General features: G+C 55.1%; 13 protein-coding genes. 9 read left to right on the forward strand and 4 right to left on the reverse strand.

Going from position 1 to position 14,993, the window contains the following annotated elements; genetic code table 11:
* Window positions 1-16 precede the first annotated feature (16 nt).
* Together HUN04_18465 and HUN04_18470 are read right to left on the reverse strand one after the other, a co-directional pair.
* Window positions 17-2,458 (reverse strand): SLC13 family permease, encoded by a 2,442-nt coding sequence (locus HUN04_18465; protein ID WDP91578.1) that lies wholly within the window; start codon window positions 2,456-2,458, stop codon window positions 17-19.
* A 202-nt stretch (window positions 2,459-2,660) separates the two neighbouring features.
* A complete protein-coding gene (locus tag HUN04_18470; GenBank protein WDP91579.1) occupies window positions 2,661-3,557 on the reverse strand; it encodes a LysR family transcriptional regulator in 897 nt (298 codons plus the stop codon).
* 120 nt (window positions 3,558-3,677) lie between these two features.
* Between HUN04_18470 and HUN04_18475 the strand changes: the two genes are divergently transcribed.
* Window positions 3,678-5,246, forward strand: coding sequence for an aldehyde dehydrogenase family protein (locus tag HUN04_18475; GenBank protein WDP91580.1), 1,569 nt, complete (start codon window positions 3,678-3,680; stop codon window positions 5,244-5,246).
* 59 nt (window positions 5,247-5,305) lie between these two features.
* Window positions 5,306-6,931: an L-glutamate gamma-semialdehyde dehydrogenase gene (gene pruA / locus HUN04_18480; GenBank protein WDP91581.1), complete on the forward strand. Its 1,626-nt coding sequence runs from the start codon at window positions 5,306-5,308 to the stop codon at window positions 6,929-6,931.
* Between the two features lie 291 nt (window positions 6,932-7,222).
* Here the strand turns inward: pruA and HUN04_18485 are convergent, their stop codons facing one another.
* Entirely contained in the window at window positions 7,223-7,384 is a 162-nt protein-coding gene (locus HUN04_18485) for a YqaE/Pmp3 family membrane protein (protein WDP91582.1), read from the reverse strand.
* A gap of 211 nt (window positions 7,385-7,595) precedes the next feature.
* On the opposite strand from HUN04_18485, the gene HUN04_18490 reads away from it, so the two are divergent.
* Window positions 7,596-8,117, forward strand: coding sequence for a peptidylprolyl isomerase (locus HUN04_18490; GenBank protein ID WDP91583.1), 522 nt, complete (start codon window positions 7,596-7,598; stop codon window positions 8,115-8,117).
* A 93-nt stretch (window positions 8,118-8,210) separates the two neighbouring features.
* On the opposite strand, the gene putP is transcribed toward HUN04_18490, so the two are convergent.
* The gene (gene putP, locus HUN04_18495) at window positions 8,211-9,668 is read right to left on the reverse strand and encodes a sodium/proline symporter PutP (protein WDP93337.1); all 1,458 of its coding nucleotides are present in this window, start codon (window positions 9,666-9,668) and stop codon (window positions 8,211-8,213) included.
* A gap of 489 nt (window positions 9,669-10,157) precedes the next feature.
* Here putP and HUN04_18500 point away from each other — a divergent pair, with 489 nt between their 5' ends.
* The 6 genes from HUN04_18500 to HUN04_18525 all read left to right on the forward strand — a co-directional run bounded on the left by HUN04_18500 (window position 10,158) and on the right by HUN04_18525 (window position 14,988).
* Window positions 10,158-10,724, forward strand: a complete 567-nt coding sequence (locus HUN04_18500; GenBank protein ID WDP91584.1) for a response regulator — start codon at window positions 10,158-10,160, stop codon at window positions 10,722-10,724.
* A gap of 173 nt (window positions 10,725-10,897) precedes the next feature.
* A complete protein-coding gene (locus tag HUN04_18505; protein WDP91585.1) occupies window positions 10,898-11,662 on the forward strand; it encodes an AAA family ATPase in 765 nt (254 codons plus the stop codon).
* A gap of 2 nt (window positions 11,663-11,664) precedes the next feature.
* Complete coding sequence (locus HUN04_18510) at window positions 11,665-12,435, forward strand: class I SAM-dependent methyltransferase (protein WDP91586.1); 771 nt, start codon at window positions 11,665-11,667, stop codon at window positions 12,433-12,435.
* Complete coding sequence (gene amrS / locus HUN04_18515; GenBank protein WDP93338.1) at window positions 12,435-13,469, forward strand: AmmeMemoRadiSam system radical SAM enzyme; 1,035 nt, start codon at window positions 12,435-12,437, stop codon at window positions 13,467-13,469. Before HUN04_18510 ends, amrS begins: the two co-directional genes overlap by 1 nt.
* Window positions 13,470-13,489: 20 nt before the next feature.
* Complete coding sequence (locus tag HUN04_18520) at window positions 13,490-14,368, forward strand: UbiA family prenyltransferase (protein WDP93339.1); 879 nt, start codon at window positions 13,490-13,492, stop codon at window positions 14,366-14,368.
* Between the two features lie 2 nt (window positions 14,369-14,370).
* Window positions 14,371-14,988 carry a UbiX family flavin prenyltransferase gene (locus HUN04_18525; protein WDP91587.1) on the forward strand — a complete coding sequence of 206 codons (618 nt, stop codon included), beginning with the start codon at window positions 14,371-14,373 and terminating at the stop codon, window positions 14,986-14,988.
* Window positions 14,989-14,993 lie beyond the last annotated feature (5 nt).

Raw genomic sequence — 14,993 nt, forward strand, 5'->3', positions numbered from 1 at the left:
CACAGGCAGGCCTGCCCTAGAGGTAAAATGCCCAGGTAACGGTCACAAGAATGGCAATGTAGATGACGGCCAGAATGCCGCCTATTTTAATATAATCCCGTGTCCGGTATTCGCCGGGGCCCATGTACAGCGCATTGACCTGGTGGGTGGGCAGAATAAAGGAATTGGACACCCCGATGCCCACGACAATGGCTGCCACACGGGGATCGACACCGATTTGGCTGGCAATTGAAACGCCCAGCGGCACCAGCAGGGTGCAGGCACCGACATTGGAAATCACTGTGGTGAATGCGCAGCTTAATACGGCCAGGAGGATGAGCAAAAGCAGGGGAGACATGGACGGGCCCATGCCGGTGACAATGCTTTTGGCGATCCATTCGGCCGTACCGGTCTGGTCAACGGCCATGCCAAGGGGGATAAGGCCTCCCAGAAGGAAAACCGTGCGCCAGTCCACCGCCCGGTAGGCTTCGTTTATGGTGATCACCTTGCTGATGACCATGCCCACGGCGCCCAGCATGAGGCAGACGGACAGCGGGATGGGGTTATAGGGGCGGTTCTGAAAATAGAAACTGGACAATAGCATCAGAAAAAGGGATGTCCCAAAACAGAGCATGGCCCTTCCGGAATTTTCAGGCTTATGAAATTCTTCTTCAAAGGGGGTGATGATGATCAGGTTCTGGTGCAGCTCCTCCAATGCGTGAAATTGTTCCCAGGTGCCGTGGACCAGCACGGCATCACCGGCTTGCAGCGGCCGGTCCGCCAGCTCCTGGTAATAGGTTTTTCCGGACTGATGGATGGCCAGCGGATTTACCCCGAATGTTTCCCGGAAACGGATCTGCTTGATGGTCTGACCGATAAGGACAGAGCGGGGGGACACCACCCCTTCGACGATGCCCGCCATGGAGGGGTTGAACATATTTGCCTTGAAGCACTCCGGCTCTTTTTTTAACAGGAGCCGGTAGTCTTTTACGAATTTTTTCACCGATGCTTTAGGGCCGTAGACACAAAGGGTGTATCCCGGGCGGATCCGGTGTTCCGGAAGCGGGGCGATTTCACAAGCACCGGCAGATTTTGAAGCGGCCACGATGTTTACCATAAATCGGCGGCGGATGCCTGTCACCGTCAGGGGGAGCTGCCCTGGTTCAAAATCATCCGGCACAGAAATTTCAAACGGCCCGCGGATCATGGGATAAGCATCAAGTATGCCGTTTTCTCCATTGCCGTTGTCCGTTCCGGATGTGTTGGAGACTTTCTCCAGGGGGCGTCTGGAAAGAAACCCAAGGCCTGCGGTTGACAGATATGCAATCCCGCCCGCAACCAGGCTGAGGCCGATGGGCGTCAATTCAAGAAGGCCGAATTTGGGCATTCCTTCCGGTAAAATATCGTTGAGCAGGATCAAAGGGCTTGTACCGATCATCGTCAGGGTACCCCCGAGGATTGCGGCCATGCCGATGGGCATGAGCACCCGGGATATGGGGATTTTCAACCGGTATGAGGCGGCCATTCTGATGCCCGGCAGAAACAGCACCGCCGCCCCCGTGTTCTGCATGACGCTTGAAATGACAGCGATCAGGCCGGAGAAAATTATCGTCAGGCGCTTCGGGCTTTTGCCGACCAGTTTGAGCAGCGGCTGAATCATACGGCTGACCAGGCCTGCGCGGTTAAGTCCATAGCTGATGATCATCACCCCGATAATCGCCATCACCGCATTGCTGCTGATTCCCTTGAAGGTGTCCCGGGCGTTGAGCAGCCCAAGCTCCGGAAGCAGCACCATCATGGCCATGGCCACAACATCCACACGGACCCACTCCATAATGAAAAGCAGGACTGCAATGCCGATCACCAGCAGCATCAGCAGCTTGGTGTTGAGGTGGGTGTCGATTTCAACGGGCAGCCGGATCGCTCCCGTATCCTGGAATTGTGTTCCGTCCCCACGGGTGAGCTGGCCATAAATTTCCATCCAGAATTTGTAGTGGCCCGCACTGGTATGCTTGTTTACATGGTATTGCACGGTGGCGGTTAAGGGCTGGTTCGCAGGAGAGGGGGCGAATTTTATCATGATGTGGCGGCGGGGCCTTTCCGGATGGGTTTTATCAAGGAATTCGATGCCACTGTTTTCAGGGGCGGCGAGCCAGCCCATCAGCGGGGCTGCCTTATTCGGGGTCCACCCGACAGACGGCGGGCCTGGGGCCGTATTTCGCCTCAAATGGGCTGAAATCTCAAAGGTTCCGGTTTCACCCGTGATCAGCGGGGTGAGCAAGGGCATTTCAATCACAATATGGCGGGGCGCGCGGGAACCGTATGCGCTGCCCTTTTTCTCGGCGGGGGACGGCGTGGGGCCGGATGCTGCCCGGGCCATTGAAGGCCGGGGGGAGAAAAAGGAATCACCCGGGGTGACGATGAAGACAGCCAAGATCATGGCGCCGATAACCGGAAATGCCCATTTAAATCTTTGCATCCTAAAGATTGATCCTCAACAGAAGCAGGGTTTGGATTAAGCGTCTGGGCGGGCGGGAGTTTTTGGGGGATGGTTCCGTCAAAACGCCTTATTTATGAATAGAATAGAGACCCTAGGGCTGTCAATAAAAAGATAAAAATCTGTCTGGCCCTTCCTGAAGATAATCAGCAGCCGTTTTGAACGGCCTGTCCCGCCGGTACGATTACCCCACGCCGAATTCTTCGGGTTTCAACTGTGTGAGGTAATCGACCAGGGCTTTGTTCTTTGCGAATTCCAGTTTTTCCTTTTTGATGAAGATGTTGAAGTGGTCGGCCCCGGGCTTTATGCCCGGGAAGGGATCCACCAGGGTTTTGTCCACCAATTCCCGGATTACCGTGTACTTGGGGACAAAGCCGATGCCCAGGCCGGATACGGCGCCGTTGATGATCCCCCGGATATGGTTGATTTGAACCACATTTTTCAGGCAGGACTGTTTTTCTTCGGGGATGGCGGTGATGAAATTACGCCACCAGGCCAGCTGTTTGTCGCTGGAGAGAATGTTGACCCGTTCCAGGTCATCCAGGGTGCGGACGGCATGGCGTGCCAGGAACTCCGGTGAGGCAATGGTCACGTACTGCTCCTGGAAAAGATAAATTTTTTCCAGGTTGGGATGGTCATGGGGAAAGCAGTCGATGATCAGGTCCACCTCGTCCCGGACCAGGGGGGTATCCAGGTGGTGGGAAAAATAAAAATCCAGGTGAATGTCCGGGTTGGCGTCCAGAAAAGACCGGATGTGGTTGATGAGGATGGAGGTGCCGAATTCCACGGTGGCACCGAGGCGGATGGTGACCTTGGCACGCCTGCTGAACCTTGCCATGTCCTGGTCGGCCTTCTCAATTTCGTAGAAGACCTTTTCACAGGACCGAAACAGGGTGTGTCCGGCCGTGGTGAGGTCCAGGACCTTGCCCCGGCGCTTGATCAGCGGGGTGTCCACTGAGGCTTCCAGCTTTTTTATGGCATGGCTGACCGCCGACTGGGTGACAAAGAGCTGCTCGGCGGCCCGGGTGAAGTTTTTGACCTTTGCCAGGGTGAAAAAGGTTTTTAAGTGGTAGAGGTCCATGGTGTTTGTATGATCCTTATTCATAGTTATTATAAATATTATGAATTTTACTTTACCAACTCCATGGATATATTACAAGGATAGCCTAATCATCATTAATATATTCAGGGAGGTACAGCCATGGCCGACGTAAAAGGATTGGATCGTGCGGAAATAAACGAGATTCTTGAAACCTTGGGGCTCAAAGCGGTAAATTTCGGTGCCACATCCGGGAGCAGCACAGGCTGGATTGAAACCAGCGGCCCTGAACTGACCAGCTATTCTCCCATAGACGGCAGCCCCATTGCCAAAGTGCGCCAGGCGGACCGCAAGGCCTACGAGACGGTCATGGCCAGGGCTGAAAAAGCCTTTAAAACCTATCGCATGATGCCGGCGCCCAAACGCGGGGAGATTGTCAGGGACATCGGCAACGCCTTGCGGGAGAAAAAAGCGGCCCTGGGCGCCCTGGTCTCCCTTGAAGCGGGAAAGATCCGGGCAGAAGGAGAGGGCGAGGTCCAGGAGATGATCGATATTGCCGATTTTGCCGTGGGCCTGAGCCGCCAGCTTTACGGCCTGACCATGCATTCCGAGCGGCCCATGCACAGGATGTATGAGCAGTGGCACCCCCTGGGCATCGTGGGGATCATCACAGCCTTTAATTTCCCTGTGGCGGTATGGTCCTGGAATGCCCTTCTGGCCGGTGTATGCGGGGATGCCTGTCTGTTCAAACCCAGTTCAAAAACACCGCTTACCGCCATTGCCATCCAGAATATCATTGCCCCGGTGGTGGACAGATACGGCATTGACGGCATTTTTAACATGGTCATCGGCCCCCGGGACGAGGTGGGTGAACCCCTGCTCCATGATAAACGGATCCCTCTGATATCCGCCACCGGTTCCACCAATATGGGCAAGCATGTGGGCGAAGTGGTGGGCGGGCGGCTGGGCCGCTCCCTGCTGGAGCTCGGCGGGAACAACGCCATCATCGTCACCGAAGATGCAGACATGGACATGGCCATCCGGGCCACCCTTTTCGGGGCCGTTGGCACGGCCGGCCAGCGCTGCACTTCCACCCGCCGGATCATCATCCATGCCGAGGTGAAAGAGGCGTTTGTCAAGAATCTGGTCAACGCCTATAAGCAGGTGACCATCGGCAATCCCCTTGAGCCCGGCACCCTCATGGGACCGCTGATTGATGAGGGGGCGGTGCTGGCCATGGATCAGGCCCTTGAAGCGGTCACGGCCCAGGGCGGCAAAATCCTTTACGGCGGCGGCCGAACCCGTGTGGCGGGCTGTGAAAACGGCCATTATGTGATTCCGGCGGTGGTTGAGGCCAAAAACGAGGTTCCCATGGTCCAGGAAGAGACCTTTGCCCCCATTCTTTACATCATTGAATATGATGATTTTGATGATGCCATTGCGATCCACAACGGCGTGCCCCAGGGGCTTTCTTCTGCCGTATTCACAAGTTCCGTCCAGTACCAGGAAGGGTTTCTTTCCCACCGGGGCTCGGACTGCGGCATTGCCAATGTGAACATCGGCACCTCCGGCGCCGAGATCGGCGGGGCCTTCGGCGGCGAAAAGGAGACCGGCGGCGGCCGGGAGTCCGGTTCCGACGCCTGGAAGATCTACATGAGACGGCAGACCAATACCATCAACTGGGGCAGGGATCTGCCCCTGGCCCAGGGGATAGAATTCAACATTGATTAAATGACCTTGCAGCACTGTCATTAACCAAACAAACGCATTAATGAAAGAAAGAGGAAGAGATGAGCAACAGCGTATTTACATTACCCCAGCCCTATAACGAACCGGTTAAATCCTATGCCCCGGGGACGCCCGAACGTGCAAGATTGGAAGCAGAACTTGAGCGGCAGATGGGAATGGCGGTGGAGGTGCCTGTGGTGATTAACGGCGAGGCCGTTTACACCGGGAACGTACAGAACATTGTCTGCCCCCATGACCACGGCCATGTGCTGGGCAAGGTCCATATGGCCGATGACGAGCATATCCGTGCCGCCGTGGATGCGGCCATGGCCGCCAAACCGGCCTGGGAAGCCATGGACTGGCAGGAGCGTGCCGCCATTTTTCTGAAAGCCGCCGATCTGATTTCCCTGAAATACACCGCCAAACTCAATGCCGCCACCATGCTGGGCCAGTCCAAAAATGCCTTTCAGGCGGAAATCGATTCCACCTGCGAGCTGGTGGATTTCCTCCGGTTCAACGTGAAATATATGGAAGAGATCTATTCCAACCAGCCCGCCTCTGAAAAGGGCGTGTGGAACCGGCTTGAATACCGGCCCCTGGAAGGCTTCATCTTTGCCCTGAGCCCCTTTAATTTCACCGCCATCGCCGGCAACCTCAGCTCCGCCCCGGCCATGATGGGCAACACCGTCGTCTGGAAACCCGCCACCACGGCCGTGCTTTCCGGATATTACATCATGGAAATCTTCAAGGAAGCCGGAATGCCCGACGGGGTCATTAACTTCATCCCGGGCCGGGGCTCCCAGATCGGCAATATCCTGCTTTCCCACAGGGATTTTGCCGGCATCCATTTCACCGGCTCCACCGGGGTTTTTCAGACCCTGTGGCAGAAATCCGGTGAAAATATCGATAATTATAAATCCTATCCCAGGATCGTGGGGGAGACCGGAGGCAAGGACTATATTTTTGCCCACCCCACGGCAGATGTGGATGAACTGGTGACGGCCTCTGTCCGGGGCGCCTTTGAATACCAGGGACAGAAATGTTCCGCCTGTTCCCGCCTGTATATGCCGTCTTCCCTCTGGGCTGAAGCGGAAGGCAAGCTCAGGGAAAAACTGGCCGGCATTAAAATGGGGCCGGTCACGGATTTTAAAAATTTTGTCAATGCCGTTATCGACGAGAAGGCCTTTGACTCCATTGACGGGTTTATCGCAAGGGCGGAAGGCTCGGACGAGGCCGAGGTCATCATGGGCGGAGAACGGGACAAGTCCAAGGGCTATTATGTTGAGCCCACCATTATCCAGGCCAAGGTGCCCGGCTATGAATCCATGGCCGAGGAGATTTTCGGACCGGTACTCACGGTATACGTCTATGAAGACAAAGACCTGGATGCCACCCTTGACATTCTGGACAACACCAGCACCTATGCCCTGACCGGTGCCATTTTTGCCCGGGACCGGGGCGTGATCAACGATCTCATGGCCCGTCTCACCCACACGGCCGGCAACTTCTACATCAATGATAAACCCACGGGCGCCGTGGTGGGCCAGCAGCCCTTTGGCGGCGCCAGAAAGAGCGGCACCAACGATAAGGCCGGCAGCCTGCTGAATCTCATCCGCTGGACCTCTCCCAGAACCATCAAGGAGACCTTTGTGCCCCCCACGGATTACCCCTATCCGTTCATGGGTTAAAAAGCTGAACTAACTCAGCGCCCGGCTACGGGAAAATAGAAAGAACTGAGAATCGGTGTTTCTTGATTTTCAGTTCTTTCTGTTTTTTGGGGACAGTTAAATAAATATTTCCTGTCTTACTGAAAAACTGTGTTTGGACGAAAACTTGTCCAGATGCAAGGCGCAAGCAAGACTGAAACCGGAGCGTACTGTAGTACTTGAGGATTTCAGGCTTGTGCAGCAACGCGGCAGGTGGGCAATCGTCCAAACACTGCGTTTCGGGCAGAAATATATAGTATTCGCTTTTTGAATTTATTTATTCTTTGCGATGACCCAGATGGCATGTACAATGCCTGGAATATATCCCAGAAGGGTGAGCAGGATGTTCAGCCAGAAATGCTTGCCGATTCCCACCTGCATGAAGACGCCAAGGGGGGGAAGAATGATTGCTATAATGATTTTTAATAGTTCCATGTCCATTCCTTTTATTGGGGGTTGATATGGACCATTCATAGCAGGTTTATAAAAGAAAAGCCCAGAATAAATTGGACAAATCCGGGATTCGCCCTTACCTTATCGCTCAGTTTGCGTTTATATCCGTCAAGGATATTTTTTTTAATCGCCGGAAATGCCTTTCCGGTTACGGGTCTCCACGAGGATGAAGCGGGGCCAAAAAGGATAGATTATGACTGAAGCAATCAAATCAGGGGACACCATTGCCGTGGATTACACGGGTAAACTTGAAAACGGAGAGGTCTTCGATACATCCGAAGGCAAATCTCCCCTGACATTTACCGTGGGGGCAGGGATGCTGATTAAAGGCTTTGATTCCGCCGTTGTCGGCATGAAAAAAGGGGATTCCAAAACCGTTACTATCCCGCCGGAAGAGGGATACGGCCAGAGAAACGAGGATGCCTTTGTGGAAATCCCCAGAGCACAGTTCCCCGACGAGATTCCCCTGTCCGAGGGACTGGAACTCCAGCTTCAGGATCCCCAGGGGCGGCCGGTGCCGGCCCGGGTGGCGGAAATTTCCGACGATAATGTAAAAATGGATATCAACCATTTCCTGGCCGGCAAGACCCTGGTCTTTGATATCACCATCGCAGACACCGGACTGGAGCCCCCGGCTCAGGACTGCGGCTGCGGCTGCGGCACCGATGCCCAGGACTGCGGTTCAGGCTGCGAGGGCGGCTGCGGCTGCAATTAGCCTCCAACCAGCCTCCGGCTGTAGTGAATAAAAAAAAGGCCCGGCGCTGCTTCCAGCGCCGGGCCTTTTTTTATAATAGGGATCGCTCAGGGGTTAAACGGTTTTAACCTCTTCCTGGGACTGATCGAATTTTGCAAGGGTTTCCTGGCTGGGTTTCTCAGTCATCATGGAAACAACCACGATGGCGATGAAGGCCAGGATGAAACCGGGCATCAGTTCGTAAAAGTATTCCCCTTCGATTTTGATGTAATTTTTCACAACAAAGATGGTAACGGCACCGACGATCATGCCGGCCAGCGCACCGTACTTGGTGACCCCTCTCCAGCAGACGGCCAGGATGACCAGGGGGCCGAAGGCTGCGCCGAAGCCGCCCCAGGCGTAACCCACCATGTGGAGGATGGAGCCGGAATCCTTGGAGGCGATGAAAAAGGCGAGTACGGCAAAGGCCACAACGCCGATACGGCTGATCCAGGCTTTGGCACCGTCGTCATAGTTTTCAAAGAAGGGCAGATCCTCGGTCAGTGCAGAGGTCAGAACCAGGAGCTGGGAGTCGGCCGTGGACATCACTGCTGCCATAACCGCTGCCAGTACGAAACCGGCGAAAACGGGATGGAACAGGGCCGTGGTCATGGCCAGGAAAATTCTTTCTTTGTTCCCGTCGGGACCGGTGACGCCGGCCATGGGGACGATTTCGTTGTAGCCGATGCCGATGAGGCCGATGGCGGTGGCCAGGATCAGGCAGATGATCATCCAGGTGATGCCGATGCGGCGGGCGCTGGGAACGGCCTTTACACTTTCGATCCCGATGAACCGGGCCAGGATGTGGGGCTGGCCGAAATAGCCGAATCCCCAGGCCATGAGGGAGGCGCCGGTGATCCAGGAGGTGGTGAACTTAAAGGCTTCAGGTTTAACGGACACGATGGAAGCGCCGGAGCCGGAAATGGCGATATAGCCCAGGAGGGCGCAGAAAACCAGGGCGCAGAGCATGAGCAGGCCCTGGATCAGGTCGGTCCAGCAGACAGCCATGTAGCCGCCCAAAAAGGTGTAGGATACAACCACAAAGGTGGTGACCAGAAGTGCGGTCTGTTCAGTTGCGCCGAAACTGTGGGCAAAGAGCAGGGTGCCGCCCTTGAGGCCGGAGGCCACATAAAGGGTGAAGAAAAGAAGAATAACCACAGTGGAAACGATTTTCAGAAGGCCGGATTCATCGTCAAAGCGTTTGGCGATGAATTTGGGCAGGGTCACCACATCCAGTTTTTCGGTCATGGCTCTCAGCCGGCCGGCAACCACCAGCCAGTTGACATAGGCGCCGATGGTCAGGCCCAGTGAAATCCAGAGCCCCTCGCCGAGCCCGCCGGCAAATACCGCGCCGGGAAGTCCCAGAAGCAGCCAGCTGGACATGTCTGAAGCGCCGGCACTGATGGCTGTTGTGGCGGGACCCAGGGTCCGTCCGCCGATTAGAAAATCTTCATTGTTGCTTGTCCGCTTCATTGAGTAAAAACCAATACCCAACATTAACAGCAGATAAAGACCAAATTGTACGTACAACAAAATTCCCATAATTCTCCTATTCCCTTCTTCTTTATTTTTTGCTATATAGTCCCGCCGAACTCACTGCGGGGGTGATTCATAACCTCCGGCCAATCTCCTTTTCCGCTTTGTTTCACTACAGGTCATTTAAGCTGCCGGAATAATTCGGTTCCGGCTATAATGGTTTAACCATTGCTATAGTAAAGATTGTTATTTAGTCAAGGCTTTTTTTTGATTTGTCCGGCGCGGAATTATTTTTTTGTGGCAGGCTTGCAGACTATCTGTCTGAAATTAAATGACATTTTGCGGTGTGGGGTTTTGCCGGCAAGGTCCCTGGAATGGCGATCTGATCAGAAATTTGATATTTCTATCCGCCGGAATGGGGACGTACTGCTTCATTGGGACGGCAAAATTCGGAAAAGGGTTGCATGGGAGGAAAAATCCGCCTATCTTGAAAAGAATTTTATTTTCCAATTTAATTCATAGGTTTCGATTTTTCGGAGTATGGTGATGGATAAAAGAAGTCTGGTGCTTGCCGTTGATGATAAACCCCAGAATCTTCAATTTTTGGGAAAGCTGCTCTCGGACCAGGGGTATGAACTGGTCATGGCCGAAAGCGGCAGACAGGCACTTGACTTTGTGAAGAAAGAGGTGCCGGATCTCATCCTTTTGGACATTATGATGCCCGACATGGACGGGTATGAGGTCTGCAAGCGGCTGAAAAAGGATCTGGGCACCAGCCATATCCCGGTTATCTTTCTCACCGCCAAAACAGATACGGAAGATGTGGTTAAAGGATTTGATGCCGGAGGGGTGGATTATGTGACCAAACCCTTTAACTCCGCCGAACTCATGGCCAGGATCCGGACCCATATAGAATTGAAAACCCTGCGCGGCCTTCTGCCCATTTGCGCCCATTGCAAAAAAATCCGTGACGACGGCGGGTTTTGGGAAGATGTGGATGCCTATATTGAGACCCACTCAAAAGTGATATTTTCCCACGGCATCTGCCCGGAGTGTGCCAAGGGGCTGTACAAGGATGCCCGCTGGTATAAAAAGAAGCACGCCCCCGAATAATTTCACCCCGGTTTATCCATTGATTTTTGTCCTTCAGTTTTTGAATAGTTCAATTGCTTTTTTCATGGATTGCGTTATCTTATGGACGTTGATTTGACGTAAATTGACGTTAACCAGGTCGGCCCTGCCGGGTGAATTCCCCGTCGGGCCTCACCGCAACCACTGGAGCGACTATGAGTAACGTAATTGCCATGGCCGGCAAGGGCGGAGTTGGAAAAACCACTGTTTCCGCGCTGGTCACCCGATATTTTGCAAAACAGAATTCTGATCCTCTTCTTGCCATTGATGCCGATCCCAACTCCAACCTGGGCGAGACCCTGGGGCTGAAAATCGAAAATACCGTGGGAGATGTCCGGGAAAATTTCATGCGGGATCCCCAGGGGGTGCCATCGGGCATGGACAAGGTGCTTTACCTTGAGATGCTCATGAACCAGGTGCTCATCGAAGAAAAGAACTTCGATCTGCTGGTCATGGGCCGCCAGGAAGGCCAGGGCTGCTACTGCATGGTTAACAATATTTTAAACCGGTTCGCCGAAGAGCTGGAAAGCAATTATAAATACCTGTTGGTAGACAACGAGGCCGGCATGGAGCACCTGAGCCGCAGGACCTCCGGCAAGGTGGATATCCTGCTCATGGTCACCGATTACGCCCTGAGGGGCCTGCGGGCTGTGGGACGGATCAATGAGATGCTCGGCGACCTGAAACTGGAAGTCAAAGCAAAGGGACTGATTGTGAACCGCGCCCCGGAAACTTTAAGCCAGGCCTTTTTGGATGAAGTGGAACGGATCGGGGTGCCCATTATCGCCACCATACCCGATGACGGCAACCTCCTTGAATTTGATATGGAACAGCGCTCTCTCATGGAACTGCCCGACGACTCCCCGGCGGTTACAGCGGTGGACGAGTTGATGGCCAGGGTTCAGGAGGTCATTGCCTAATCATGGGCCATGTGTTCGATTTCAAAGATGCCGGCAGGTATGATGCCTGGTTTGACAGGCCTAAGCCCAGGCATGGGTTTGAGCTTGAGATCGGACTGACCCGTAAATTGATGAATCCCAGAAGGGGGCAGCGGCTGCTGGATATCGGATGCGGTTCCGGCATGAGCCTGGCTCCCTTTCTGGACGAGGGCATGAGCCTCACCGGCATCGACCCCTCTCCATATATGCTGGACCAGGCCGCCGCCCGCCTGGGCAGCCGGGTAGACCTGCACCGGGGACCGGCCGAAGATCTGCCCTTTGACGATAACGCCTTTGACACGGCGTTTTTTTTTACCAGCCTGGAGTTTACAGAACGCCCGGCCAAGGCCATTGAGGAGGCCTGCCGGGTGGCAAAGGATCAGGTGGTGATCGGCGTTCTCAACCGCTACGCTCCCCTGAACATGGCCCGCCGGGCAAAAGGATTCATCTCCCCCGGCCTCTATTCCAAGGCCCATTTTTTCAGCATATGGGAATTGAAAATGATGCTGAGATCCATTCTGGGCCGGGTGCCGGTGAAATGGGGCACCACCCTGCAATTCCCCTTTGTTTCCGGATCCTGGGCCGCCTGGATGGAGAACCGGCGCATACTGCAGAAATCATATTTCGGCACCTTCATCGCCATGCGCATCAAACCGGTGCCCAAGTTCAGAACCCGCCCCCTGGCCTTGAGAATCCGCACCCGGAAAATATATAAACCGGCCACAGGACTTGTGACCGGACTGAGGAGGCAATGATGGAAAAGGCAAAAGAGGCGTATCTCTACGACCGTCTGGAAAATGACGCGGTCCGATGCCGGATCTGCAACCATTACTGCAAAATAAAACCGGGGCGGCAGGGCATCTGCCGGGTCAGGGAAAATCAGGGCGGTAAACTGGTCTCCCTGGTTTACGACCGTGTGGTGGCCGCTTCGGTGGATCCCATTGAGAAAAAACCCATTTTTCATTTAAAGCCGGGATCGACGTCTTTTTCCATCGCCACCATGGGGTGCAACCTCAAGTGCAGGTTCTGCCAGAATGCAGATATTGCCCACCCCAGCGACCTGGGAACGGACGGGGGCGGCCCTGCCCTGGCCGGAAAGCCCTTCAGCCCGGAGGAAATTGTGGACCAGGCCGTTGCCCGGGGCTGCGCCAGCATTTCCTATACCTATACCGAGCCCTCTGTATTTTTCGAACTGGCCCTGGATACGGCCCGGCTGGCCAGGTCCAAGGGGCTGTATAATATTTTTGTGACCAACGGGTTCATGAGCCCTGAACTCGTTGAAATGGCGGCACCGGTGCTGGATGCGGCCAACGTGGACCTTAAGGCCTTTAACGAAGACTTTTATAAAAGATACTGCAATGCCCGGCTGGAACCGGTAAAAGAGACCCTGAAGCTGATGAAGGCAAAGGGGATGATGGTGGAGGTCACCACCCTGGTCATCCCCGGCCTCAACGACGACCCGGCGGAACTGGCCCGGGCCGCTGAATTTATTGCAGGGGACCTGGGAGCGGAAACCCCCTGGCACCTATCCCGGTTCCATCCGGCCTATAGGATGCAGGACCGGGGTCCCACCCCCGAGGCCACCCTGGATCTGGCCTGCGAGGCCGGTGAAAAAGCCGGACTCCACTATGTGTATACCGGCAATATCCGGGGCGCCCGGGAAAATACCTACTGTCCCGCCTGCGGGGCCCTTGGGGTGCGCCGGCGCGGCTATGGTGCTGAAAACTTTTTAACCCGGAACGGGGGCTGCCCTGAATGCGGCACCCGGATTTACGGAATTTATGAATGAGCGATTTAATGAACCAATTAATGAGTCTGGGAATAAAACAATTTACTGAGAAAACCCGGGATTACGGGAAAATGATTAAATTTACCCATACGGTCTTTGCCCTTCCTTTTGCCCTGTCCGCCGTGGTGCTGGCCTGGCAGACCCATGCCCCTTCAGCCTGGGATCTGGGCTGGATCCTGGCGGCCATGGTCACGGCCCGGTCTGCGGCCATGGGGTTCAACCGCATCGTGGACGCGGCCATTGACGGAAAAAATCCCAGAACAGCCATACGGGAGATTCCCTCCGGGGTGCTCTCCATGAGAGAGTCCATTTTCTTTGTCTGCCTCTCCGGCCTGGGCTTTGTCCTTTCGGCGGCAATGCTCTCCCCGCTTTGCTTTTTTCTCTCCTTTCCCGTACTCTTTGCCCTTTGCTTTTATTCCTATACCAAACGGTTTACCCCTTATTGCCATCTTTATCTGGGGTTTGCCATCGGTCTTGCACCCATGGGGGCCTGGGTGGCGGTCACCGATACCCTGGCACCGGGGGCGGTGTTCATGGCCGCAGCCCTCTGGACATGGATGGCAGGCTTCGACATTCTGTACGCCTGCCAGGACATTGATTTCGATCGGGAGCAGGGGCTGTTTTCCCTGCCCACTGTGCTGGGGGCTGAAAATGCCATGAAGGTCTCCAGGCTCTTTCATCTGATGACCATGGGGTTTTTTACGGCCATGTTTTTTGCCTTTTCCATGCATCCGGTGTTCCTGGGATTTCTGGCCGCCATCGGGGTCGCCCTGGTCATTGAGCACCGCCTGGTCAATCCGGAGGACCTGACCCGGGTCAACATGGCATTTTTCCACATGAATTCCATTGTGTCCCTGCTGCTGTTCATCGGGGTCCTCACCGAAACGGCATTGAGGTAGGCATGGGCGTCAACGCAGGAAAAACCTATGTGGTAGGCATCAGCGGTGCCTCGGGGGGAATTTACGGCATCCGCCTGGTCAAGGCCCTGGCCGAGACCGCTGCCCGGGTGCTTTTGGTGCTCTCCCACGGGGGAAGACAGGTCCTGGAATATGAACTGGCCATGGAAAAGGATGAGCCAGTTATTGATTTTTTGGCCCGGCAAGGGGTGGCAGACCCTGCACTGGAACGGGTTGACGTCTTTACCCAGGATGAGATTGCCTCGGCGCCGGCTTCGGGTTCCTTTATCCACCACGGCATGGCCGTGGCGCCCTGTTCCATGAAAACCCTGGCGGCCGTGGCTTCAGGCTATGCCGGCAACCTGCTGACCCGGTCCTGCGACGTGGCCCTCAAGGAGAGGCGTCCCCTGGTTCTGGTACCCAGGGAAACCCCCTTCAGCCTGATCCACCTTGAAAATATGACCCGGGCGGCCCGGGCCGGGGCCGTGATCCTGCCGCCGTCCCCCTCCTTTTATACCTTTCCCCAAAGCCTTGAAGACCTGGCCGATACGGTGGTGGCCCGGATCATGGATCACCTTGGCGCCGGCCACGATCTTTTGCCGCGCTGGGACGGGGGCCGCTGAAACCA

The sequence above is a fragment of the Desulfobacter sp. genome, assembly GCA_028768525.1.
In the GTDB taxonomy this organism is placed as follows: domain Bacteria; phylum Desulfobacterota; class Desulfobacteria; order Desulfobacterales; family Desulfobacteraceae; genus Desulfobacter.

Coding starts and splice junctions, on each gene's coding strand:
- HUN04_18465 (WDP91578.1), bottom strand. CDS start 2,458: ATGCAAAGATTTAAATGGGCATTTCCGGTTATCGGCGCCATGATCTTG.
- HUN04_18470 (WDP91579.1), bottom strand. CDS start 3,557: ATGGACCTCTACCACTTAAAAACCTTTTTCACCCTGGCAAAGGTCAAA.
- HUN04_18475 (WDP91580.1), top strand. CDS start 3,678: ATGGCCGACGTAAAAGGATTGGATCGTGCGGAAATAAACGAGATTCTT.
- pruA (WDP91581.1), top strand. CDS start 5,306: ATGAGCAACAGCGTATTTACATTACCCCAGCCCTATAACGAACCGGTT.
- HUN04_18485 (WDP91582.1), bottom strand. CDS start 7,384: ATGGAACTATTAAAAATCATTATAGCAATCATTCTTCCCCCCCTTGGC.
- HUN04_18490 (WDP91583.1), top strand. CDS start 7,596: ATGACTGAAGCAATCAAATCAGGGGACACCATTGCCGTGGATTACACG.
- HUN04_18500 (WDP91584.1), top strand. CDS start 10,158: ATGGATAAAAGAAGTCTGGTGCTTGCCGTTGATGATAAACCCCAGAAT.
- HUN04_18505 (WDP91585.1), top strand. CDS start 10,898: ATGAGTAACGTAATTGCCATGGCCGGCAAGGGCGGAGTTGGAAAAACC.
- HUN04_18510 (WDP91586.1), top strand. CDS start 11,665: ATGGGCCATGTGTTCGATTTCAAAGATGCCGGCAGGTATGATGCCTGG.
- amrS (WDP93338.1), top strand. CDS start 12,435: ATGGAAAAGGCAAAAGAGGCGTATCTCTACGACCGTCTGGAAAATGAC.
- HUN04_18520 (WDP93339.1), top strand. CDS start 13,490: ATGAGTCTGGGAATAAAACAATTTACTGAGAAAACCCGGGATTACGGG.
- HUN04_18525 (WDP91587.1), top strand. CDS start 14,371: ATGGGCGTCAACGCAGGAAAAACCTATGTGGTAGGCATCAGCGGTGCC.